Genomic DNA, 22,414 nt, shown 5'->3' on the forward strand with positions numbered 1-22,414 from the left:
GTTAGTTTAACGCATTGTCGCAAATAGCGCATCTGAATGTAAAAATTGCTCAACCCGCCTCGCCAATCATGATATAAAACCAACACTTATTTATTTGTGTTCAGGGTAATTATGAAAATCACACCTCTTTTTTTAAGCCTAGCTATGGCTGGTATGTGCTCACAAGCAATGGCCAATGCTATTGATCAAAACTCGTATGCTAATCTTAATGACGTTATTACTACGCATTTAAACCTTGATTTAGATGTCGACTTTGCCGACAAGCAATTAGAAGGTTTTGTTGAGCACACCTTAGAATGGCAAAATAACAACAGTAAAACTCTAGTGCTCGATACTCGCGATTTAGATATTGATAAAGTAATGTATCAAACGCAAAACGGCACATGGCATAAAGCTAAATTTAGTTTAGCAACACGCGATGATGTTAAAGGCTCAAAATTAACTATTACTTTTAAAAGCCAAGCGCCAAAAGTACGTATTTACTATAATAGCCGCCCTGAAGCGTCTGGCCTACAATGGTTAACACCAGAGCAAACAGCCAGCAAAACACACCCGTTTATGTACAGCCAATCGCAAGCAATTCATGCACGTAGCTGGATCCCAGTACAAGACACGCCAGCAATGCGAGTAACGTACTCAGCGCGCATTCATACCCCTAAAGATATACGTGCGGTAATGAGTGCCGACAATAAAGACGCACTTTATAAAGATGGCGACTACATTTTTGATATGCCACAAGCTATTTCGCCTTACTTAATTGCTATTGGCGCAGGTAATTTAGAATTTAAAGCAATGTCGCATCAAACCGGTATTTTTGCTGAGCCAACTATTTTAGATGCTTCAGTTGCCGAATTTAACGACACCCAAGCGATGATCGATAAAACTAACGCACTTTACGGCGATTATGCATGGGGTCGTTACGATTTGCTTATGCTACCGCCAAGTTTTCCGTTTGGTGGCATGGAAAACCCACGCCTTTCGTTTATTACCCCAACCGTGGTTGCAGGCGACAAAAGCTTAGTAAATCTAATTGCCCATGAGCTTGCTCATTCTTGGTCTGGTAACTTAGTTACCAATGCAACCTGGGAAGATTTATGGTTAAACGAAGGTTTTACCTCGTACGTTGAAAACCGCATTATGGAAGAAGTATTTGGTCGCGACCGCGCAGTAATGGAACAAGCCCTTGATGCAGCAGGTATTCGCGCCCAAATTAAAACGCTTGATGCACCAGACACGCGCCTTAACTTAAAGCTTAATGGCCGCGATCCTGATGATGCGTTTAGCTCTGTACCTTATACCAAAGGGCAATTATTCTTAATTTACCTAGAAGAAAAATATGGCCGCGATAAGTTTGACGCCTTTGTAAAAACTTACTTTAACGAATTTGCCTTTAAATCTTTAACCACTGCACAATTTGTTACTTACCTAAAAGCTAACTTAATTGATAAGTACCCTGGTATTGTGAGCATGGATAAAGTAAATGAATGGATTTTTGCGCCAGGTTTACCAAGCGATACACCTAATCCAACATCAGATGCTTTTGATAAAGTAGATACAGCAACAGCTACTTGGTTAAATGGCGATATCACAGCAGCGCAATTGCCTACAGCTAATTGGTCGGTGCATGAATGGTTGCACTTTTTAAATAACTTACCGCGCGATTTAAGCCAAACACATATGAGCGAGCTTGATACTGCGTATAACTTAACGCAATCAACTAACGCTGAACGTGCCTTTGCTTGGTTTATGCTAGCGGTAGGTAATGGCTACCAGCCAATTTATCCGGCGCTTGATAAGCACTTAACCAGTATTGGTCGTCGCAAGCTAATTGTCCCGCTTTATAAGTCACTTATTGATAACGGCAAAAAAGACTGGGCACAAAGCGTGTACTTAAAAGCACGCCCGGGTTATCACCCACTAGCACATGGCACTATAGACGCATTATTTGAATAAATTATTCAAATAATAACGAGCTTAATAAGCGAGTGTTTAAAATACAAAAAGGGCCGACATTCGGCCCTTTTTTAATTGCATAAAAGCTACTTGGTTACTTTTTCTAAAAAGGCTTGTTGTTGAGCTGGGGTTGCTTGTTGCCACCAAAAGTCGAGCATTGCTGCTGCGCTGGGCATGCCCTTACCATTAATAGGTGCAACGAGTTTACTTACTTCGCTGGCGCTTGTTGCCATTGCCGTTGTATTACTAACTTGCTGTACTGGCACAGTGTTTGTAAGCTGGGCATTAGAAATTACACTTAATGGCGCAGCCAGTGCACTTCCTTTTGCTTTTAAGCTTACTTGTGGCGACTGTGCAAATACTTTAGCCGCAACCGCATTTTTGGCACGATTAAACTCTAAAATATAATCTTTACCCGCCTCAATAGTTACATTTACCCAAAATGGTTCAGACTCTACCACTTCGTGATCGTCGTAACCTAGGTCATACAAGTCAGTGTATTTAAGCTTTAATTTATAACTACCCGGTGCTAGCTCTATGTCATCAACACGGCTAAATATCGAGCTTTCAATAATACGTTCCCCAACTTGCAGAGGTACAAACTCTTCTGGAAAGTGAATATTTTCTGCCATGCTCGACACACTAAACAATAGCGCTGCGGCACTACCTAATAATATTGATTTACGCATATTTTCTCCTTTATTTGATTTCAGTTTGACACTGCTTGTAAAGTTTGTCATTAGTGGAGCTTACTTTAATCATACTTAATTAGGGGCCATATAATGAGCCAAGAGACTATTTTTACTAAAATAATTAATCGTGAGATCCCAGCTGATATTATTTATGAAGATGAGCATACTCTCGCCTTTAAAGATATAAACCCTCAGGCGCCATTTCACGCGCTTATTATCCCCAAAAAGGCAATTGCTACTATTAACGATGTAACGCCTGAAAACTCGCATTTAGTAGGTAATTTATATGTAGTAGCGGCTAAATTAGCCAAGCAACTTAACTTTGCCGACGATGGCTACCGAGTGGTCATGAATTGCAATGAACATGGTGGCCAAACCGTATATCATATTCATTTACATATGCTTGCAGGTAAAGAGATGGGCTGGCCTCCTTATCAAAACACCAAAAAAGTGGCGCTATAAACAGCTATTTATTTTATACAATTAGTTATAAGCTTTTTAGGTTGTTTTATTTTGTAATCGCAATCAATAAATAATTACTTATTTGCAACATTTTATGTTTAAATAATCATAATATCGTACTTGCTTTTTGCGTTACAACGCGACTTTCTAATACAAAAGGTGTGGAGGTCGTGGTAAACTTAATCATAAGCTTTATAAAAGAGTAAAAATAATATGAGCAGTTCAGCCTTTTTGTTATTAGATGAAGAGCCCATTAACACTATTGGTATTAACGTTTTAGAACCTTTGTTAAAAACGCAAGGTATTAGCGTAACCACAGGCACCAATATTTTAGATGTGCCTGTAGGAACACGACTTTTGTTTATCGAAACATCGAGCAAAGATGCGTGGGGAAAATTAAAAGAGCAACTGGTTAATTTACGGATTAAATGCGATATCGTATTATTTAATTTGGATGAAAACCCAGAGCTTGCTAATCGTGCCTTACTTAGCGGAATTCGTGGTGTATTTTACACCACAGATAACGCCGATGTATTGATGAAAGGTATTCGCTTACTACTTGAAGATCAACTTTGGTATCGCAGAGATATAATGTGTAATGCATTAAATCGTATGTTGCAGTTTAATAAAGATGCACTGCATAAGCTTACCGAAGGCGATATTGAGCCAGTTAAACTTACCAAGCGCGAAAAAGCCATAATTTCATTAATGAGTAATGGCTCAAAAAATAAAGAAATTGCTGAAGAGCTAAGCATTAGCCCTCACACAGTTAAAACTCATTTATACAGCGCATTTAGAAAAACAAAATGTCGTAACCGTATTGAGCTACTATCGTGGGCACAGCAGCATATTCCAGACGAAATACGTTAATTTAAACTTTAGTTTAAACACAAAACAGGCACATACGTGTCTGTTTTTGTATCTGGGCAAGCTTAATCAGCAAACTCAAACTTTAAATAATAAGTCGCTCCCCAGCAAATAAAATATACGTTTTAATTTCAATACAGTTCAATGTGTTAAACAATATATCGAGCTATTTTCGGTTAAGTAATTATTGTTATACTTTTAATCTAATAACACGCTATTGGTGCCTCAATGCTCGACTCTTTTACCCTATATTTTGCCAGTATCGCCGTTATGGTTGTAATGACCCTGCTAAATTTTTTAACCTGGCGCACCAATAAACACACTCCAGGCACTCTGCTTTATATTTTTTATCCTGTTTTATTGCTCGGCGTTATTATTGGCTTTACTCTGATCGGGCGAGTCCCTGAACTTGTCGCCATTAGCATTGCCAATATATTGATGTTTGCGGCCTCAATTGTGCATTGCCTTGCTATTAGCCAGTTTTTAGATTATCGCGGTATTGGCTTTAAACTTGTTTGTGCATTTACTGCTTTTAGCAGCGTAATGCTGGGTTATTACAGCTTTTTTTCGCCATCTATTCAAGATAGGCTGTTTATATCTGATATACAGCATATAGCTGAAGCTGCATTTTTACTGTTTATATTTATAAAGTATGCACGTAAGCCCTATCCCAACGGCAGCATTGTTTATATTATAATTTTAACTTTAGTTGCCGTAAGCTTTATTGCCCGCTCGATATTTATGCAAAAAATTGAGCAACATGACACCCTATTAAGCCCTTGGTTTAGCTCGTTACTTTTTTTAAACGGGGTTATAGCACCTATGTTTTATGCCGCTGGCATGGCACTGTTGTGTAATGAGCGCAGAGAGCAGCATCTTAATAAGCTCACTAAAAAAGCCCGTAAAGATCTAGAAATACGTGGGTTGTTTTTATCAACTATCAGCCACGAAATTCGCACCCCTTTAAACGGCATTTTAGGCAGTGCTCAGTTAGTTATGAACCAAACAAGTGATGCTCGCAATAAAGCCTATTGCGAGGCAATTATTAACTCTGCCGAATCCCTTAATTTACTGGTTGATAAAGTACTCGACTACGCCAGCCTTGATCAAAGCGACGAAGCTCTTTACGAAGAAGATATTGAGTTTAAAACTTGGATACAAAATTTATGCTTATTACTAAGCCCTCTGGCAGAGCAAAAGCAACTTAAGTTTGAGCTACTTTGCAATATACCCGATCAAGCCTGTTACTACTGCGATCAGCAAAAACTCAGACAAATTATTATTAACCTTGTGGGTAACGCAATTAAATTTACCGACCAAGGTAGCGTTAAAATTCAAATTGATCTAATCACTGAAAAACAACTTGAACACACTATTAAAATAAGCGTAAAAGACTCAGGCCCCGGCATCGAGAATGACGAAATAGCCTACCTAACCGAACCCTATGTGCAAAGTAGCGCCGGAAAAGAAAAAGGCGGTACAGGCCTTGGTTTAGCAATAACCAGCCGCTTACTCGAAAAACTGCATAGCAAGTTAGAAATAGCCAGTAGCCTAGGGAGTGGCAGCGTGTTTAGCTTTGATATTACGTGTGCGCTGGGCGAACTCAGCCTAGTAGCGCAACGTCATCAAAGTAAAGATTATTTAACCGGTTTAAAGGTGTTGTTAGTAGAGGATTTAGATTTAAATCAAAAAATAGCCGTAGAATTTATGGCCGACGACGAACATAAAATTAAGTTAGCAAAAGACGGTAAAACTGCAATAGAGTTAATGCAAGCGCATCATTTTGATGTAGTGCTGCTCGATATGAACCTACCTGATTTGACCGGCCAACAAGTACTTAAAACATTGGCTAAAATTGAGCATAAAAACCAGCGCACTCCCGTACTAGCCTTTACTGCAAGCTTAAGCCCTAGTGAGGTAAAAGAGTACTTAGCGCTGGGTATAAAAGACATTGTAGGTAAACCTATTAAACACCAAAAATTGCGCCAAGCACTAAGCGATTCACAGTCAACTAAAACGGCTACTGTAGCTGTAGATTTGGTTGATACTTTATATGACGCAAGCGCTAGCGAAACGCTTACCAGCTCTTTTAGTATTGATGAAGTGTCGTCTATTTATAACGAGTTTGTGCTCTCTACCCGCAGTAAACTAAATCACTGCCAAGCGCTCGTAGAACAACAGCCCGAGCAATGCATTAAATTATTACATCGCCAAGCCAATACCGCACTACAGCTGGGCTTTAACCGTTATGGTTTAGCGCTGAAAAAAATAGAGCGTCGTATGCTTGATAAAAAGCCGCTAAAAAACGCCATCAATGAAGCGCTCGACCTTTGGCAGCAAAGTTTAGAAGAGTATTTAAGGTGTGTACGCAAAGGGCTGCAGTAAAGCGTTGTTAGTTTCTGCCATATTTATCATCAAACCGTTCAATGTCGCTTTCATCTAAAATAGTGCCTGTTTGTACCTCAATTACTATTAACGGCGCATTTTTATTATTAGCCAAACTATGAATTTGCTTAGCGGCAATATAACAAGACTGATCTGCACTGAGTGTTAGTGCTTGCTTATCAATGCATACATCGGCAACCCCAGATACAACTACCCAATGCTCGGCACGATATTGATGGCGCTGCGTAGAGAGCTTAGCGCCGCTGTTTACGGTTATTTTTTTAACCTTAAATCCACTGCTTTCTACCAAGGTACGATAATTTCCCCACGGCCGATAAACAACTTGGTGGTGGGTTAACTTGTCAGTTTGCGTAAGCGCTACTTTTTTGAGTAATAACGGCAGTGCATCAAGCTCATTTTGATTCGCAATAAGTGTGGCATCGTGGGTATGAATAACAGCTAAATTACTTACCCCTAAGGTGGCAATAGTATGATCGGTTTCGCTTATTATTAGATTGTTTTTACTGTTTTGCGCTACATAATTAGCATTTACATTGTTGCCTTGCGGATCTTTTTTTAGCAACTTAGCAAGTGATGAAAAACCACCTACGTCACTCCAGTTTAAGGCAACAGGCATGACAACTACGTTATCACTGCGCTCTAAAATAGCATAATCTATGGAGTCACTCGGGCAAGCTTCGAGCGTTTTTGCACTGGGGCGTGTAAAGCCTAAGTCCTGACTAAAATTGGCGGCGTTAGCCACACAATTGGCAATTTTAGGTGCAAAGCGAGCCAACTCTTGTAAATACGCTGCAGCAGTAAACAAAAACATACCGCTATTCCAACTATAACTTCCATCTAACAGGTAGCTTGTTGCGGTGGTTAAGCTGGGTTTTTCTTTAAATTCAGCTACTTCAAAGCAGTCAGTACCGGTAATGGCGCTTCCTTGTTTTATATACCCGTAACCTGTGTGTGGCTCGGTAGGCGTAATAGAAAAGGTAACTAATTTACCTTGCTCAGCTAATATTGTCGCGCCGTGTAACTGCTCGGTGAGTAAGTTAAAATTATTTATATGATGATCCGCTGGCATAACTAACAGTGGCCCTGTTATGCCATTTTGTAGCGCATAATGCGCAGCTAAAGCAATTGCTGGGGCAGTATTTTTACCTGTGGGTTCTAAAAGTAATACGCGCGGATTTGCACTAGCAGCTTGCTCAGCGGCAATAAATCGGTGCTGTTCGTTACACACTAAAATAGCTCGATTGAATACCCTACCGGTTACCCGTGTTAGGGTATTTTGTAATAACGACTGCCCAGTAGGTTCAGCATCGAGTAAGGGTAAAAACTGTTTTGGCATTGCTTGGCGCGACAACGGCCATAAACGAGAGCCAATGCCGCCCGCTAAAATAACTGGAGTAATTAAAGAGTTGTTCATAGTGCTGCCGCCAATAAATATCAGCGGCTATTTTAACACTTAATTAGCCGCTGGCTAATTTAAGCTGCTTTATACTAAGTTAAAAGCATCCGCATCTAAATGCGCCGGAAATTTAGCCTTAAAGTCATTTAATGGTGCTTTGTGCAAAGTAGTGGTTATTAGCGCTTGGCTATTATCTGCAGCTTTTACTAAAGCATCACCTTTAAAGTCATATACCGCTGTGCCACCATTGTGAGCAACACCATTGGCATCATCACCAATGCGATTTACCCCAACCACATAACATACATTTTCCATCGCTCGCGCCATTAATAATGTATCCCAAACATGGCGTCGCACTGCGGGCCAATTAGCAATATTAATCATTACATCGTAATCGTTGTTATTGCGCTGAAATACCGGAAAGCGTAGGTCGTAGCACACTTGTGGTAATAGCTTAAAGCCATTAAGAGTAAACACTTTGCGAGCTTGTCCTGCTACTACAAAGTCGCCTTCGTTGCCTAAACAAAACAAATGACGCTTATCGTAAAAGTCTACTTCTCCATTGGGCTGCACCCAATAAAACCGATTGGCCTTTTTACTGCCTTGCGTAACAAATACTGAGCCTGCAATTACTGCGTTATGTTTATGCGCTTGCGCCTTTAACCAGGTAAGTACTTTGCCGTTTTCAGGCTCAGCGCAATCTAAGTTTATTGCAAAGCCTGTGGCAAAGGTTTCGGGCAGTAAAATCAAGTCTGACTGCTGAGTCACTGCATCTAGCTGCTTATTAAACATAGCTAAATTAGCGTCTTTATCGAGCCAGTGTAGTGAGCTTTGCAATAATGTAAGTGTTAAAGTTGACATAGTTTTGTGCCGCCCTCTTTTAAGTTTTTAGTGTTTTTAGCTAAACCAACTTAATTGTTATTAGAGTTTGATAAAACATACCTTATGCTGGTAGCTTAGTTATTAACACTCTATATCCTTAATTGTGGTTTTGCACGCAAAGCGGTGCTACCATCACTTAAGATAGAAGTTTAGCCGTCTAAATACAATTAACTGATGCTCGTTTGTGAGGAATATATGCAAAACAACAATACCGCTATTTCGCAACTTATTGAAGCTGGGAAGTGGGTTAGCCAAAAAGAGTGGATACCCGCAACCGGTGGGAATTTTTCAGCAAGAACTGAGTCGGGCTTTGTAATAACAGCTAGTGGCCAAGATAAAGGCAAGTTGACCAATGAGCAATTTTTACAGCTAGATCTACAAGGCAAGCCTTTGGCAGGAACAAAAAAACGCTCAGCCGAAACACAACTGCACTTGAGCTTGTATCAGCTAATTCCCGAAGCGCAATGTGTACTGCACACGCATTCTGTTGCGGCTACCGTGCTTTCGCAAATAACAAAAAGTCATAAACTCGATTTAACTGGCTACGAAATGCAAAAAGCTTTAACCGGTTTTACCTCGCATTTAGAAACCCTAAGCATTCCTATTTTTAATAACGACCAAGACATAGACCATTTAAGTTTATTGGTAAGCGACCATCATTTACACACCCCTATTGAACACGGAGTGCTTATACGTGGCCATGGTTTATATGCTGTAGGGCGAAATATTGATGAAGTTCGTCGTCATTTAGAAGTGCTGGAATTTTTATTTAGCTGTGAATTAGAGCGTTTAAAAATTACCGGCATTCAAGCAAATAATAAATAAATAAATAAAATTAAGGCCCATTGTTATATTACGTAACAATGGGCCTTAATTAATGACCTAATAAATATTGAGTGCATAAAAAAGCAGCTTAGTTTAGTGCGCTTAAGCACTCATATATTTAATGCTCACTGTGTTATTTATAATTTTCGTAAATTTTATCTAATGGCTCTGAAAGACCACTTTCTTGAACTATACGCACATGTTCACGTTTTAACTCTCGCGCACTAGATACGCCGCACGAGTGCGCGATTAAGCCCGCTCCATAGTGCACATACTTATTATAGTTTGCCACACGCTGTGCTTTGTCTGCCACATTTAAGCCACGTTGCAGGCGCTTGTCGTGCGTGGTGATCCCTGTAGGGCAAGTGTCTTTATTACATTGCATTGCTTGAATACACCCTAGTGCAAACATATGGCCGCGAGCAGATACAACAAAATCAGCCCCCAGTGCTAATGCCCATGCAACTTTAGAGGGTACGATTAACTTACCTGAGGCAATAACCTTTACTCGCTCTCTGAGCCCATGTTTTTCTAACAAGTTAATTACTAATGGCAAGCTTTCTCGCAGTGGTAAGCCCACTGAATCTAATAATGACTGTGGTGCGGCGCCTGTGCCACCGTCTGCACTATCAATAGTAATAAAGTCGGGCGCTGACTCAATACCGCGATGATTTATTTCAGCGAAAAGAGTTTCTAACCAAGTATACTCACCAATTACCGCTTTAAAGCCGGTTGGTTTACCGGTTGCGTTACGTACGGTTGCCAACATATCAAGAATATCTGACGGCTTTTTAATTTCAAGGTGGCCATTAGGGCTAATTGAATCTTGCCCTTCGGGAATACCGCGTATTTTTGCAATTTCAGCGTTAACTTTTCGCCCTGGTAACATACCGCCTTTACCTGGTTTAGCGCCTTGGCTTAGCTTTATTTCAAACATTTTTACTTGTTCGTGAGCTGCTATTTCTTTTAATTTAGCAGTGCTTAAATTGCCATTATCGTCGCGCACACCGTATTTAGCAGTACCAATTTGAAATACAATATCTCCCCCGCCTTCTAAATGATACGGGCTTAAACCGCCTTCACCGGTATTATACCAACAGCCAGCAAGCTTAGCTCCTTTAGATAAAGCACGTACTGCAGGTTTTGACAAAGCACCAAAACTCATACCTGAAATATTAAATATTGAATTAGTGGTGTAAGGTGTTTTACAGTAAGGGCCTAAAGTCACATTACTAGGATCGAGCGCTTCTTCATCTAAAGTAGGAAATGCACAGTTCATAAACATCACTGTACCGGTTACTTCAAGGCTTTGAGTCGAGCCAAACGCAGCAGTATGATCAACATCTTTTGCAGCGCGATATACCCAACTACGTTCAGCACGATTAAACGGCATTTCTTCTCTATCAAGTGCGAAAAAGTACTGGCGGAAAAATTCTCCTTGGCGCTCAAAAAAATATCGAAACCGACCAATTACCGGATAGTTGCGCCTAATTGCATGCTTTGTTTGGGTTATATCTCTAAAATAAAAAATAATAACCGATAAAACTATAAACCCTAATACAACAATAAAAAGGCTCGCAAATACATTAATACTTAGAACTATAAAATTGTTCACTCAAAACCCCTCTGCAGTACTTTTTCGCCAATAAATGAAAATGGCTTCAATAGACAAATGCGCATATCACTTATTATAGATGATATGCGCATTTTATTAATTTATAACCCTAGGGTCTGTTGACCTTTGCGGATTGAAATTTGTTCAAACTAGGGGCGATTTAATCACGGCGCGAGGTTTGTAACCTAGTGGGCTAAGTAAAAACCGAGCAAAGCTTCCGCGTCCTGCTCACGCCCCTTACCTACATCCATGTAGGCAACAAAGAGTCAATCGCCCCTAGGCAGAACCCTTCGGGCAGCGCATGTTTGGCATTGATGCTACGTTATCGCCTATTTATGGGGAGTAACCACACCACATAGGCTCTGCCTTGCCTAAATACCAAACACACTGCTGCAAATTTAACCTTGAAAGATAAACAGACCCTAATATAAGCCATTACGATTGATGCGGATTAATTAAATATCCTGTTTAGCTAGTTCGTTTTTAATATACAAACGAATTTGCTGCTCAAGTACAGATAACGGTACTGAACCATGGCGTAGCACTTGATGATGGAACTCTCGCACATCAAATTTTTGGCCAAGGGCCTGCTCCGCTTCTTTACGTAAGCGCTTAATAGTTAATTCTCCAATTTTATACGATAACGCCTGCGCAGGCCATGAAATATAACGATCTGTTTCAGTTTTAACGTTGTGCAACGACAAAGCAGTGTTATCGCCCATAAAGTTCATCGCGCGTTCACGGCTCCAGCCATACATATGCATTCCCGTATCAACAACTAAACGTGCAGCGCGCCACATTTCATAGGTTAAACGTCCGAAACGGCTATATGGATCTTGATAAAACCCAGCTTCTATTCCTAAGTACTCAGAATAAAGCCCCCACCCCTCGCCAAATGCTGATAAATAAGCATCACGACGATAACTCGGCAAATTTTCTAGCTCAGCATTAAGTGATATTTGTAAATGGTGCCCTGGTACAGCTTCATGCAGCGTTAACGCCTCTAGCGCGTAAAGAGGTCGCTTATCTAGCGCATAAGTGTTTACCCAGTAATAACCAGCTTGATCGTCGCGGCTCGAACCCGAGTAACGCCCTGTAGTATATTTAGGAGCAATATTGGCGGGAACAGCCACTACGCCATAAGGTTTGCGCGGCAAGGTATGAAATAATGTAGGCAGTTGCGCATCCATTTTTTTAGCAATATAAGCAGCTTCTTTTAGTAACTGCTCTGGAGTAGTTGCGTAAAACTGCGGATCAGTACGTAAAAAGTGGATAAATTCAGCGAACGTGCCTTTAAAACCAACTTCATTTATTACCTCTTCCATTTCGCTACGGATACGTGCCACTTCTTTTAGGCCCAACTCATGAATTTCTTTTGGGGTCATATCTGTAGTGGTGTAATGCTTGGCGCGATTAGCATAAAAAGCAGCCCCATTAGGCGTTGCCGAAATACCAATACTGTCTCGAGCACCTGCTTGATACTCTTCAGTAAAAAAGGTGAGGTAATCTTTATATGCTGCTATTACTTGTTCTTTAATTATTGTTTTAGCTTGGAGTTGCAGCTCATAAAATTCGCTGCTACTTAAGCCTGCAGTATTCGTTAAAAATGGCTGATAAAATTCAGATTGTGTTACATCATCAACAATATAAACACTAATTGAATCTTCATAACCTTTAAGTACAGCTTTAGGCTGCGTTAACCCTATTGCTAAACCTTGTTTCATCCAATAAATATTTTGCTCAAAAAAGCGTGGTACCTGAGCTAATCGCGCTAAATAATTTTTATAATCTTGTAACGTTTTATATTGTGAACTTTTAACCATAAACAACAAGCTTGAATGAAACCCATATTCAGATGTAAGCGGCATATAGTGGGCATTAAATACATACTCATCCACGCTATTTTGCACTTGAGCACGCAAAATACTAAAGTTAATCCGATTTTCATCACTTAACTTATCAATGTTTACCGTATCTAAATCGGCAAGTAGCTGGGTATTTTTTTTATATTCTTGCGCTAAATACTCGGCAGTTAAGTTAGGTAGTAAGTAGCCATCTACACCCTGAGGATTATTATAAGGGCTAGCATCTTGTCTATTTTGCACAATGTTTTCGGCAACTTGAGTAAATTGCTTATCGGCATTAAGTGAGGTTGTTTGGCATGCACTTAAGGTGCATAAAAAAGTAATTCCCAGTAGCGAGTGGCGTAATGGTCGAGATAAAAGTTGATTCATTATTATATAGCTTCACAATTAAATAGATTTTGTAAACCTATCGCAGGCTAAATAAATAGCAAGATAAATACGACCAAGCACGCAAAAACTAATACGACTGATATAAGCAGGTTGGTATTTAATAACCAATAATAAAACATGCTTTTGAATGAAACAAAAAGTAATTGATGATAAAAGCAGCCATTATGTTGCTAAAGTTACAATTTAGATAACTAACTGTCGTTTTTACTTTTAAATAACCGATATAATGATTATGGTACAAGTGCTTGGATGCGAAACGCTTCATTGGATGAGTTTATAAATTAATACGCATATGTATTTAGTTGGTATTTGCAAATGATGTTCCATGACTCTATGGCTGTAGCACAAGATAAAATGACAAAAGTGTGTGTATTTTTAGAGCGCCATGTTTTGCCACCTACACCACTTAATTATCAGGTTGTTTATACTTATATTAGCCAAGTAAACAACGACCTTAATAGCGCCATTGAGCGCGCTATTGCAAGTAACACTCTTATTGACAGTTTATTTACCGAGCAACTCTATTTTGAGCATTTAAATCAAGGCCATGCCACTGAAGTGTCGATGATAGAGAATGTTAATGGGGTAATTAACTCGCTGTCTAAAAGCGCACAACACACTGAAAAACAATTTATTAATTTTGCCGGCCATATTAGCGAGTGTATGCATTCGCTTGATGAAAATAACATTAAAAATAGCCGGATCGCACTTACAAGGCTAGATCAGCAAACAGCAACACTGTTAACGCAACACAAACAGTTTAAACAACAATTAAGTAATGCTAAACAACTCCACGAAAAAACTAAAAAGCAGCTTAACACCCTGCGTAAACAACATATTATTGATAGTCAAACTGGCTTGTATAAACGCCATTATTTAACCAAGCAAGTGCAAATATGGGCAAATCAACATAAACCGGTTTGTGCTATTGCTATTCAAATAGACAATTTAGATCACTTTATTGATAACTTTGGCGATGTAATCGCAGAAGCAATTTTAAGCAAAGTGGCTAAACAAGTACAAAAATATGTGTTTCAAAGCGGCCTAGCGGGGCGTACTGCAAAAGATCAATTTACTGTACTACTTACCGACGTAGATTGTGAAACAACCAATTTAATTGCAGAAAAAGTACGCGCTGGTGTTGCAAAGCTGCGCTTTATCAGCTCAAAAAACGCGCTGGCATTACCTGCAATTAAGCTCTCTTTGGGGATTGCACAGCAACAACAAGCTGACTTTGAGCAATTAACTAAAAGTGCTTCTAATGCGGCATTTAAAGCACGCTCTTTAGGGCAAAATAGCTTTACTGCGGAGCATTAATTAGCTGATAAATCATATTCAAATTGCACCTTCAGGGCACAATCAAGTACACTAGTCTTTATTACCACGATAGAGATTAATGATGAGCGAAACACCACAAAAGACCACGCATTTTGGCTATAAAACGGTAGCCGAAAACGATAAAGCCTCAATGGTTGCAGACGTATTTCATTCAGTTGCGGCAAAATATGACGTAATGAATGACTTAATGTCTTTTGGGGTACATCGTTTATGGAAACGTCAAACAATAGCCAGCTCTGGCGTTCGTAAAGGCCACCATGTTTTAGATTTAGCCGGTGGTACGGGCGATTTAACTGCAAAATTTAGCCAACTAGTCGGAGAAACCGGTCAGGTTATACTCGGTGATATTAACTCGTCTATGTTAAAAGTGGGCCGTGAAAAACTCCATAATTTAGGCTTAGTTGGCAATATTGACTACGTGCAAATGAACGCTGAAGCCTTACCATTCCCAGATAATAGCTTTGATCTGATCACTATTGCATTTGGTTTACGTAATGTAACCGACAAAGACAAAGCATTACGCTCAATGTACCGCATTTTAAAACCAGGCGGGCGCTTACTGGTATTAGAGTTTTCAAAGCCAGAGCATGAAATACTCAGTAAGGCATACGACTTTTATTCATTTAACTTATTACCAACTATGGGTAAGTTAGTGGCAAACGACAGCGAATCGTACAAGTATTTAGCTGAGTCGATTCGTATGCATCCAGATCAAGACACGCTTAAAAGCATGATGTCTGATGCAGGCTTTGAGCAAACCACTTATCAAAACTTAACCGGTGGTATTGTTGCGCTGCATCGCGGCTTTAAATACTAAGGTAAATAATTATGGCGCTTGAGCAAGCAACCGAAAAAAATTCTACTGAGGCTCCCTCAACTGATTTTTTTATGTTACCCAACTTAGTACTTTCGCTCGTGGAGCGAATACTTAATCAAGCACTTAAACTCGATACAAGCCTATCGGGAAAGTTGGCAGCAGTTAAGCATCAGCGCTTAGTCGTTGATGTTAGGGGCTCTCAGCTAAAGCTGCAGCTAGTGTTTAGCGACAAGCAACTTCATTTATATAGCGCAACCAGTGATACAGACGCAGATTGCATGATTAGCGCCGACCTTAACACCCTGCTTGCGCTAAAAAACCCAGCCATGCTTACCCAGCTAATTCGCCAAGACAAACTTGATTTACAAGGCGATTTAAACATAGCTCAAACCTATAGCAATGCATTTTCAACACTAGATATAGATTGGCCTGAGCAGCTTTCATCGCACCTTGGTGATGCTCCCGCACAACAATTATATTTACACTTCAAAACGCTCCAGCAACACGGCAATAAAGCAAAAGCGCAGTTAAGCCGCACCCTAACAAGCTTATGCCAAGATGAATTGGCAATTACCATTCATCCGTTAGAGCTTAAACAATTTAAACAACAAAACCGTGAGCTTAAAGGCCAAGTTGCTGCTATAGAACAACGTATTAATGCCTTACTAACCACTTTGACTACCCGCTAAGGATTTTTTGTGTCAACTGCACGACTGTATTACATCACTAAAACACTGCTTAGCTACGGATTAGATGAGTTAGTGCCAAAACATAAAATCCCTTGGTTTGCGAAAATAGCCCGAGGTAGTTTATTTTGGCTGCGTAATCAGCATAAAGATAAGCCCGCCGGGCTGCGATTACGTTTAGCCCTACAACAGCTTGGCCCAGTATGGGTTAAGTTTGGCCAAATGCTTTCTACGCGTCGTGACTTACTGCCGCACGAAATTGCATTAGAGCTGGCATTTTTGCAAGATCAGGTTGAACCTTTTCCCGGCGAACTTGCACAAAAAATAATAGAAAAAGCTCTCGAAATTAATGACATAAGCGAGCGTTTTAGTGAGTTTTCACAAACACCACTGGCGTCGGCATCAATAGCACAAGTACATACCGCAACGTTAGTTGACACAAATGGTATAGAGCAAGATGTAGTTATTAAAGTAATCCGCCCTAACATTAATCAACAAATTAACGCCGACTTAGCCTTAATGGAAAAGCTCGCTAAGGTGTTAGCAAAAGTACACCACGAGTCAAAACGTCTGCGTCCTGTGGAAGTAGTAAAAGAGTACAAAAAGACTCTACTTGATGAACTTGATTTAATGCGCGAAGGTGCAAACGGCATTCAACTTAAACGTAACTTTGAAGACTCAGATTCGCTTTACATCCCTACCGTTTATAGCGATTACAGCCGCCACAATATATTAGTAATGGAGCGTATTTATGGTATTGCGGTATCAGATACTGATGCTTTATTAGCGCAAAACACCAATATGAAACTACTGGCTGAGCGTGGCGTTGAAGTGTTTTTTACCCAAGTGTTCAGAGACAGCTTTTTTCATGCTGACATGCACCCAGGTAATATTTTTGTTTCTCGTGAGCACCCCGAAAACCCTAAATATATTGGTATAGATTGCGGTATTGTAGGCACCTTAAACAAAGAAGATAAACGCTATTTAGCGGAAAACTTTATAGCCTTTTTTAATCGTGATTATCGCCAAGTTGCGCAGTTGCATGTGGACTCGGGTTGGGTACCGCCCGACACCAGTATTGAAGAGTTTGAATTTGCTATTCGCACTGTCTGCGAACCTATATTTAATAAGCCTTTAGCTGAAATTTCGTTTGGTCATGTATTGGTTAATTTATTTAATACTGCAAGGCGCTTTAATATGCAGGTACAACCACAATTGGTATTACTGCAAAAAACCTTACTGTATGTTGAAGGTTTAGGCCGCCAGCTTTATCCACAATTAGATTTATGGAAAACCGCTAAGCCCTTTTTAGAAGACTGGGTTAAGCAACAAGTTGGTCCGTTATCGGTTATAAAGCAAATGTATGCACAATTACCCTTTTGGGCCGAAAAAATGCCAGAGCTGCCCGATCTAATTTATCAAAGCTTAAAACGCCCATCACAAATTCAAGTACAGGCTCCGAAGAGATCTCATAAACCTTTGGTTTTAGGTTTGTTTAGCAGTGCGGCTATGGTTATTGCTGCATTATTTTATTTACAGCACGATTTAATTGCTGCAAGTATCGCTATAAGTAGCGCTATTATTGGTTTTATAGCAGCATGGCGTAGCACATAAACTAAGTGCTATTTACATTTTTAGGCGTATAATTAGTATTTAAAATATACACTTTATAATTATGAAAACGGGAGATAAACATGGGATTTGGCGGTATTAGTCTTTGGCAGTTATTGATTGTATTAGCAATTATTGTACTTTTGTTTGGCACTAAAAAATTACGCGGTATTGGTGGTGATTTAGGTGGAGCAGTTAAAGGCTTTAAAAAAGCAATGTCTGACGAAAAAAATACAGATAAAGAAAAGCCAGAGCAGATTCAAAAATCAGAAGAAAGTGCACCGCTTGATTCTGCCCATACTGAAAAAAATAAAGACAATAACAAGGTTTAATTAGCATGGGGATGTGGGAGCTAATTGTTGTTTTAATTGTTGGTTTAGTGGTGCTTGGTCCAGAGCGTTTACCTGTAGCAATTAGAACGGTAAGCCGCTGGATAAAAACTGCAAAGTCGCTTGCTAACTCAGTGAAAGCTGAAGTGAGCGAAGAGTTGCGTGTGCACGAATTACACGAAAACCTTAAAAAAGCGGAGCAACAAAACTTAACCGATTTAAGTCCTGAACTACAAAGTTCACTAACTGAACTACAACAGGCCGCTCAGTCTGTGACCCACAGTTATAAAAAAAATCAAATCGATCCCTCTAATAAGCAAAATATTGATGATACAAAGTGAAATTAATTTCTCATTTTGTGGTCAACTTACTAAATGGTATAAAAAATAATGGCTGAGGAAGTAAAATCGGGGTTTGTCGCGCATTTAATTGAATTACGCGATCGGCTGATTAAATCACTATTAAGCATTTTAGTTATTTTTATTGCAATAGTGTATTTTGCAAACGACATTTATACATTTGTTGCAGCGCCATTAATTTCACATTTGCCAAGCACTGCAACCATGATAGCAACTGATGTCACAGCGCCATTTTTTGCCCCTTTTAAACTAACGTTATTTGTCGCATTATTTGCCTCTATTCCGTGGATATTACACCAGGTTTGGGGTTTTATAGCTCCGGGATTGTATAAGCACGAAAAACGCATGTTAATGCCAATACTCGCCTCAAGCATCTTTTTGTTTTATGGTGGTATTGCCTTTTGCTACTTTGTAGTACTGCCAATTATTTTAGGCTTTTTTACCAGTGCGGGTCCTGCAATGCTCACCTTAGCACCGGATATTAGTAGCTACTTAGGGTTTGTACTAAAACTATTTTTTGCCTTTGGTGTCGCTTTTGAAATTCCAGTAGCCATTATGCTGCTGTGCTGGAGCGGCGCTACAACAACGCAAAGCTTAAAAGAAAAACGTCCCTATATTGTAGTGGGTGTTTTTGTAGTAGCGATGTTTTTAACACCGCCCGATGTATTGTCACAAACTTTATTAGCGCTACCTATGCTTATTTTGTTTGAGCTAGGCCTAATTTTAGCTAAATTTTATACCGCTAAACCACAACAAGAATCTGAGGAATAACATGAACAAAAAACTACTCTCACTATTAGTTTTGTTAAGCGCACCGACTTTTGCAGCCACAGCTATTAACGAGCAAGCACTGCAAGCATGTAGCTTTATTGAAAACGACTTTAACCGCCTGCTTTGTTACGATAATACGGTTGCCGGTAAACCGCTGAGCAAGCCTACTGTAAATAAAACACTCTCACCAACAAATACAGAAGCCACCGCACCTGTTGCTGTAGCGGTAACACAAGCAGAAGAGTTTGGTTTAGAGCATAAAAATATTGCGAAAGAAAATGACAGCTCTATTAGCTCAACTGTATCAGCCATTAAAGAAGCAGCTTATGGTGAGTTAATTATTACTCTAGAAAACGGCCAACAATGGCGCCAAATTGGATCTGACGGCATAACGCTAAAAGAAGATGACAACGTGGTTATTAGTCGTGGTGTATTTAATTCTTTTTTATTAAAAAAAGAAGGTCAAAACCGCTCTATACGCGTTAAACGTACTCAATAATGCCATACAGCTTAATTGATGCTGGGGTTAATTTAACTAACCATCAGTTTGATGAACAGCATCAAGATATTATTGCCCGCGCTAATGCTGCGGGAGTAAAGCATATGCTGATTATAGGCTGCGATGTAGCAGCCAGTGAGCAGTCGCTTGAGCTGGCTATAGAGCATCAGCAATTTTCTACAGCAGGCGTACATCCTCACGATGCTAAATCGGCTACTGATGAGCTTGAGACACAACTCACTCAACTTGCAAGCCATAAACAAGTTATAGCCATTGGGGAGTGCGGCCTTGATTATAACCGTGATTTTTCGCCTCGCGATGTACAACGAAGCGTGCTTAGGCGCCAGCTTGCCCTAGCTGAACAGCTAAACTTACCTGTATATTTGCATGAACGTGATGCCAGCGAAGACATGCTCAGTATTTTAAAAGAATTTAATGTACGCGGCGTATTACATTGCTTTACAGGTAACGCTCAGGCATTAAAAAGCTACTTAGCGTTAGGGCTTTATATCGGCATTACCGGCTGGGTTTGCGATGAACGCCGTGGAAAAGAACTACAACAATTAATCCCCAGTATCCCTCTTAATAAACTGTTAATAGAAACTGATGCGCCTTTTTTGATTCCGCGCACCGTTAGCCCAAAGCCTAAATCTCGCCGTAATGAACCTGCATTATTAACTTATGTGTGCGAAACAATTGCCCAATTATATAACCTTACTCCTGAGGCAATAGCGCAGCAAACTACTCTAAACTTTTATAATGTTTTTGGTTTAAAAGCTAAGTAATGAAAGTTATTGGGGTGTTATTAAGCTTATTAACTATCCTTTTTGCTGGTTTAGCAGCCGCTAATACGATAGAGATCGATGAGCAGTTTACATCTGAAAAAATTAACTCTATTTATTATTCTTTTGCGCCTACATCCATAGCAACCGCCCAGCAGAGCGATCTTAAACAGTGGCAAACGTTAACCAACAAACCACTTAATTTAGGGATTGAACAACGCCCTGTTTGGATCCAATTTACAATTAAAAATACGCTCAATACGCGTGTAACGCCAATACTCTCTATCGATAATCCGCTATTAAATGAAGTACAGGTATATCACTTACTCGATAAGCGACGATCCTCCTCAATAAATATTAATGCCCCTCCTTTCCTGCCACAACAACAAATAAAAAACGAACCTTTGCTGGTAAAATTAACGCTTCCTGCTCGCAGTAATACCACTGTTATCGTTAAAGTGAGCAATAGCTCAGGGTTACGCGTGCCTTTAACCTTATGGCAGGCAGATGCGCTCTTTACATATAAAAGTAAGCTTAATTTACTTTACGGATTATTAATTGGCTTTGTTTTTTCTTTAGCGATTAGCTGTCTTATTTTATATGCTTTTTCGCGTAAGCAATACTTTGCTTACACGGGCGCTATAACATTAATGCTCAGCATCTTATTATATTTTATTTGTGGCTTTAGTTTCATCCACACACGTTCTGCGGGCACAGTACAACTTATGATCCCCATGTTGGTGATGCTGATAACTATACTTTTCTTACCTCTACAGCAACAGGTATGCCAGCCTAAAACCGTTACATGGTTTAAAGTGCAAAAAATTATAATAGCTATATATGCACTGCTTATTGCGTTTATTTGGCTTTTTCCCACACTTGTTGTCACCTTATTTTGCCTTATTACCACTCCCATTGTTTTAGGCTACTATGTTGTAACAACCTTACTTTGTATTCGCCAAAACCCATCAGAACCCCAAAAAGCACTTTTGCTAGCTTTATGCAGCTTTTTAGCCGCAATTGTTTATTTTATTATTACTGTTTCAGGGCTTTATATATTTACAAACAGTAGAGTGGCTTTTGTGTTTATTTGCTCTCTTAGCTGCGCTTTCTCCCTTGGATATGCGGTGATGAAACTCTTTATTTTACAGCGCGATGAACAAGTAACTACTCAACAAACCTTAATAGCCAAAAGTGCTGCCCAAGATGCCTTATTACATGAGCGGCTATCTTTACAAGAAAGCGTGCGTCAAGAGCTCGAAACACAAGTAGATGAGCGTACTTTTGAGTTACAAGTAACGCTAAGAGAACTAGAAGAAAAAAACCGTGAGCTTGAACAGCTAAACATGGAAGATCCCTTAACTGGTATTAAAAACCGACGCTTTTTTGATAAAAAATTAGTGATGGAGTTGCGCCGCTCGCGTCGCGAACAAACACCATTAAGTGTTATTATGCTTGATATAGACAAATTTAAGGTAATAAACGATACCTATGGCCACCTAACTGGCGATCAGGTTATTCGTACTGCTGCTGATACTATTAAAAAGCAATTACAGCGCCCGCTTGATGAAGTAGCACGTTACGGCGGCGAAGAATTTGTGGTGTTATTACCCAATACCCAAAATGATGGCGCGATAGCCATTGCTGAAAAAATTCGCCACGCTATTGCTACTAATAATGTGCATGTGGCTGGCACTACTATTTCATTTACAATCAGCGCGGGAGTGTATACTAGCGTTGCTGAAGATATAAATAATCCTGAAATTTTTACCGAACGTGCCGACAAAGCACTGTATTTTGCCAAGCAGCATGGTCGTAACCAAGTGATTAATTTTCCAATCCCACAATCCCAAAGTAGGAGCGTATAAA

20 protein-coding genes are annotated in these 22,414 nt (G+C 39.8%); 15 read left to right on the forward strand and 5 right to left on the reverse strand.

Annotated features, from left to right (window positions below):
- Nucleotides 1-111 precede the first annotated feature (111 nt).
- A complete protein-coding gene (locus RB215_RS14330) occupies nt 112-1,953 on the forward strand; it encodes a M1 family metallopeptidase (RefSeq protein ID WP_011329542.1) in 1,842 nt (613 codons plus the stop codon).
- Between the two features lie 86 nt (nt 1,954-2,039).
- Here RB215_RS14330 and RB215_RS14335 read toward each other — a convergent pair whose 3' ends face one another.
- Nucleotides 2,040-2,642 carry a DUF2057 family protein gene (locus RB215_RS14335; RefSeq protein WP_182678386.1) on the reverse strand — a complete coding sequence of 201 codons (603 nt, stop codon included), beginning with the start codon at nt 2,640-2,642 and terminating at the stop codon, nt 2,040-2,042.
- 93 nt (nt 2,643-2,735) lie between these two features.
- Here RB215_RS14335 and RB215_RS14340 point away from each other — a divergent pair, with 93 nt between their 5' ends.
- The 3 genes from RB215_RS14340 (at nt 2,736) to RB215_RS14350 (ending at nt 6,359) form a co-directional block, all read left to right on the forward strand.
- On the forward strand, nt 2,736-3,107 hold the full coding sequence (locus tag RB215_RS14340; RefSeq protein ID WP_011329544.1) for a histidine triad nucleotide-binding protein: 372 nt from the start codon (nt 2,736-2,738) through the stop codon (nt 3,105-3,107).
- A gap of 213 nt (nt 3,108-3,320) precedes the next feature.
- Complete coding sequence (locus RB215_RS14345; protein WP_086994433.1) at nt 3,321-3,977, forward strand: response regulator transcription factor; 657 nt, start codon at nt 3,321-3,323, stop codon at nt 3,975-3,977.
- 225 nt (nt 3,978-4,202) lie between these two features.
- Nucleotides 4,203-6,359 (forward strand): ATP-binding protein, encoded by a 2,157-nt coding sequence (locus RB215_RS14350; RefSeq protein ID WP_309216610.1) that lies wholly within the window; start codon nt 4,203-4,205, stop codon nt 6,357-6,359.
- A 7-nt stretch (nt 6,360-6,366) separates the two neighbouring features.
- Here the strand turns inward: RB215_RS14350 and RB215_RS14355 are convergent, their stop codons facing one another.
- Together RB215_RS14355 and RB215_RS14360 are read right to left on the reverse strand one after the other, a co-directional pair.
- On the reverse strand, nt 6,367-7,794 hold the full coding sequence (locus tag RB215_RS14355) for a mannose-1-phosphate guanylyltransferase/mannose-6-phosphate isomerase (RefSeq protein WP_309216611.1): 1,428 nt from the start codon (nt 7,792-7,794) through the stop codon (nt 6,367-6,369).
- Between the two features lie 69 nt (nt 7,795-7,863).
- Nucleotides 7,864-8,637, reverse strand: a complete 774-nt coding sequence (locus tag RB215_RS14360) for an amidohydrolase (protein ID WP_309216612.1) — start codon at nt 8,635-8,637, stop codon at nt 7,864-7,866.
- Nucleotides 8,638-8,853: 216 nt separating this feature from the next.
- On the opposite strand from RB215_RS14360, the gene RB215_RS14365 reads away from it, so the two are divergent.
- On the forward strand, nt 8,854-9,483 hold the full coding sequence (locus RB215_RS14365; RefSeq protein ID WP_179807649.1) for a methylthioribulose 1-phosphate dehydratase: 630 nt from the start codon (nt 8,854-8,856) through the stop codon (nt 9,481-9,483).
- A gap of 133 nt (nt 9,484-9,616) precedes the next feature.
- On the opposite strand, the gene RB215_RS14370 is transcribed toward RB215_RS14365, so the two are convergent.
- Both RB215_RS14370 and RB215_RS14375 read right to left on the reverse strand, forming a co-directional pair.
- Nucleotides 9,617-11,098: an FMN-binding glutamate synthase family protein gene (locus tag RB215_RS14370; RefSeq protein ID WP_011329550.1), complete on the reverse strand. Its 1,482-nt coding sequence runs from the start codon at nt 11,096-11,098 to the stop codon at nt 9,617-9,619.
- A gap of 455 nt (nt 11,099-11,553) precedes the next feature.
- Nucleotides 11,554-13,332, reverse strand: a complete 1,779-nt coding sequence (locus RB215_RS14375) for a DUF885 domain-containing protein (RefSeq protein WP_309216613.1) — start codon at nt 13,330-13,332, stop codon at nt 11,554-11,556.
- Nucleotides 13,333-13,686: 354 nt separating this feature from the next.
- On the opposite strand from RB215_RS14375, the gene RB215_RS14380 reads away from it, so the two are divergent.
- The 10 genes from RB215_RS14380 to RB215_RS14425 all read left to right on the forward strand — a co-directional run bounded on the left by RB215_RS14380 (nt 13,687) and on the right by RB215_RS14425 (nt 22,413).
- Nucleotides 13,687-14,670 carry a GGDEF domain-containing protein gene (locus RB215_RS14380; protein ID WP_041454617.1) on the forward strand — a complete coding sequence of 328 codons (984 nt, stop codon included), beginning with the start codon at nt 13,687-13,689 and terminating at the stop codon, nt 14,668-14,670.
- Nucleotides 14,671-14,752: 82 nt separating this feature from the next.
- On the forward strand, nt 14,753-15,508 hold the full coding sequence (ubiE, locus tag RB215_RS14385; RefSeq protein ID WP_011329553.1) for a bifunctional demethylmenaquinone methyltransferase/2-methoxy-6-polyprenyl-1,4-benzoquinol methylase UbiE: 756 nt from the start codon (nt 14,753-14,755) through the stop codon (nt 15,506-15,508).
- Nucleotides 15,509-15,519: 11 nt separating this feature from the next.
- A complete protein-coding gene (locus RB215_RS14390) occupies nt 15,520-16,197 on the forward strand; it encodes an SCP2 sterol-binding domain-containing protein (protein WP_309216614.1) in 678 nt (225 codons plus the stop codon).
- Between the two features lie 9 nt (nt 16,198-16,206).
- Nucleotides 16,207-17,808: a ubiquinone biosynthesis regulatory protein kinase UbiB gene (gene ubiB, locus RB215_RS14395; protein ID WP_197182254.1), complete on the forward strand. Its 1,602-nt coding sequence runs from the start codon at nt 16,207-16,209 to the stop codon at nt 17,806-17,808.
- An 80-nt stretch (nt 17,809-17,888) separates the two neighbouring features.
- Entirely contained in the window at nt 17,889-18,137 is a 249-nt protein-coding gene (tatA, locus tag RB215_RS14400; protein ID WP_008467382.1) for a Sec-independent protein translocase subunit TatA, read from the forward strand.
- 5 nt (nt 18,138-18,142) lie between these two features.
- Entirely contained in the window at nt 18,143-18,475 is a 333-nt protein-coding gene (gene tatB / locus RB215_RS14405) for a Sec-independent protein translocase protein TatB (RefSeq protein WP_008467380.1), read from the forward strand.
- Nucleotides 18,476-18,523: 48 nt separating this feature from the next.
- Nucleotides 18,524-19,264 carry a twin-arginine translocase subunit TatC gene (gene tatC, locus RB215_RS14410; RefSeq protein ID WP_011329556.1) on the forward strand — a complete coding sequence of 247 codons (741 nt, stop codon included), beginning with the start codon at nt 18,524-18,526 and terminating at the stop codon, nt 19,262-19,264.
- 1 nt (nt 19,265) lies between these two features.
- On the forward strand, nt 19,266-19,763 hold the full coding sequence (locus RB215_RS14415) for a hypothetical protein (protein WP_011329557.1): 498 nt from the start codon (nt 19,266-19,268) through the stop codon (nt 19,761-19,763).
- Nucleotides 19,763-20,548, forward strand: a complete 786-nt coding sequence (locus RB215_RS14420) for a TatD family hydrolase (RefSeq protein ID WP_309216615.1) — start codon at nt 19,763-19,765, stop codon at nt 20,546-20,548. Before RB215_RS14415 ends, RB215_RS14420 begins: the two co-directional genes overlap by 1 nt.
- Nucleotides 20,548-22,413 carry a diguanylate cyclase gene (locus RB215_RS14425; RefSeq protein ID WP_309216616.1) on the forward strand — a complete coding sequence of 622 codons (1,866 nt, stop codon included), beginning with the start codon at nt 20,548-20,550 and terminating at the stop codon, nt 22,411-22,413. The genes RB215_RS14420 and RB215_RS14425 overlap by 1 nt, the downstream gene beginning before the upstream one ends.
- The last annotated feature ends 1 nt before the right edge of the window (nt 22,414 follow it).

The sequence above is a fragment of the Pseudoalteromonas sp. HL-AS2 genome, from assembly GCF_031198805.1.
In the GTDB taxonomy this organism is placed as follows: domain Bacteria; phylum Pseudomonadota; class Gammaproteobacteria; order Enterobacterales; family Alteromonadaceae; genus Pseudoalteromonas; species Pseudoalteromonas nigrifaciens.

Excerpts from the sequence above, each read along its gene's own strand:
- RB215_RS14330 (WP_011329542.1), top strand. The coding sequence starts at position 112 with ATGAAAATCACACCTCTTTTTTTAAGCCTAGCTATGGCTGGTATGTGC.
- RB215_RS14335 (WP_182678386.1), bottom strand. The coding sequence starts at position 2,642 with ATGCGTAAATCAATATTATTAGGTAGTGCCGCAGCGCTATTGTTTAGT.
- RB215_RS14340 (WP_011329544.1), top strand. The coding sequence starts at position 2,736 with ATGAGCCAAGAGACTATTTTTACTAAAATAATTAATCGTGAGATCCCA.
- RB215_RS14345 (WP_086994433.1), top strand. The coding sequence starts at position 3,321 with ATGAGCAGTTCAGCCTTTTTGTTATTAGATGAAGAGCCCATTAACACT.
- RB215_RS14350 (WP_309216610.1), top strand. The coding sequence starts at position 4,203 with ATGCTCGACTCTTTTACCCTATATTTTGCCAGTATCGCCGTTATGGTT.
- RB215_RS14355 (WP_309216611.1), bottom strand. The coding sequence starts at position 7,794 with ATGAACAACTCTTTAATTACTCCAGTTATTTTAGCGGGCGGCATTGGC.
- RB215_RS14360 (WP_309216612.1), bottom strand. The coding sequence starts at position 8,637 with ATGTCAACTTTAACACTTACATTATTGCAAAGCTCACTACACTGGCTC.
- RB215_RS14365 (WP_179807649.1), top strand. The coding sequence starts at position 8,854 with ATGCAAAACAACAATACCGCTATTTCGCAACTTATTGAAGCTGGGAAG.
- RB215_RS14375 (WP_309216613.1), bottom strand. The coding sequence starts at position 13,332 with ATGAATCAACTTTTATCTCGACCATTACGCCACTCGCTACTGGGAATT.
- RB215_RS14380 (WP_041454617.1), top strand. The coding sequence starts at position 13,687 with ATGGCTGTAGCACAAGATAAAATGACAAAAGTGTGTGTATTTTTAGAG.
- ubiE (WP_011329553.1), top strand. The coding sequence starts at position 14,753 with ATGAGCGAAACACCACAAAAGACCACGCATTTTGGCTATAAAACGGTA.
- RB215_RS14390 (WP_309216614.1), top strand. The coding sequence starts at position 15,520 with ATGGCGCTTGAGCAAGCAACCGAAAAAAATTCTACTGAGGCTCCCTCA.
- tatA (WP_008467382.1), top strand. The coding sequence starts at position 17,889 with ATGGGATTTGGCGGTATTAGTCTTTGGCAGTTATTGATTGTATTAGCA.
- tatB (WP_008467380.1), top strand. The coding sequence starts at position 18,143 with ATGGGGATGTGGGAGCTAATTGTTGTTTTAATTGTTGGTTTAGTGGTG.
- tatC (WP_011329556.1), top strand. The coding sequence starts at position 18,524 with ATGGCTGAGGAAGTAAAATCGGGGTTTGTCGCGCATTTAATTGAATTA.
- RB215_RS14415 (WP_011329557.1), top strand. The coding sequence starts at position 19,266 with ATGAACAAAAAACTACTCTCACTATTAGTTTTGTTAAGCGCACCGACT.
- RB215_RS14420 (WP_309216615.1), top strand. The coding sequence starts at position 19,763 with ATGCCATACAGCTTAATTGATGCTGGGGTTAATTTAACTAACCATCAG.
- RB215_RS14425 (WP_309216616.1), top strand. The coding sequence starts at position 20,548 with ATGAAAGTTATTGGGGTGTTATTAAGCTTATTAACTATCCTTTTTGCT.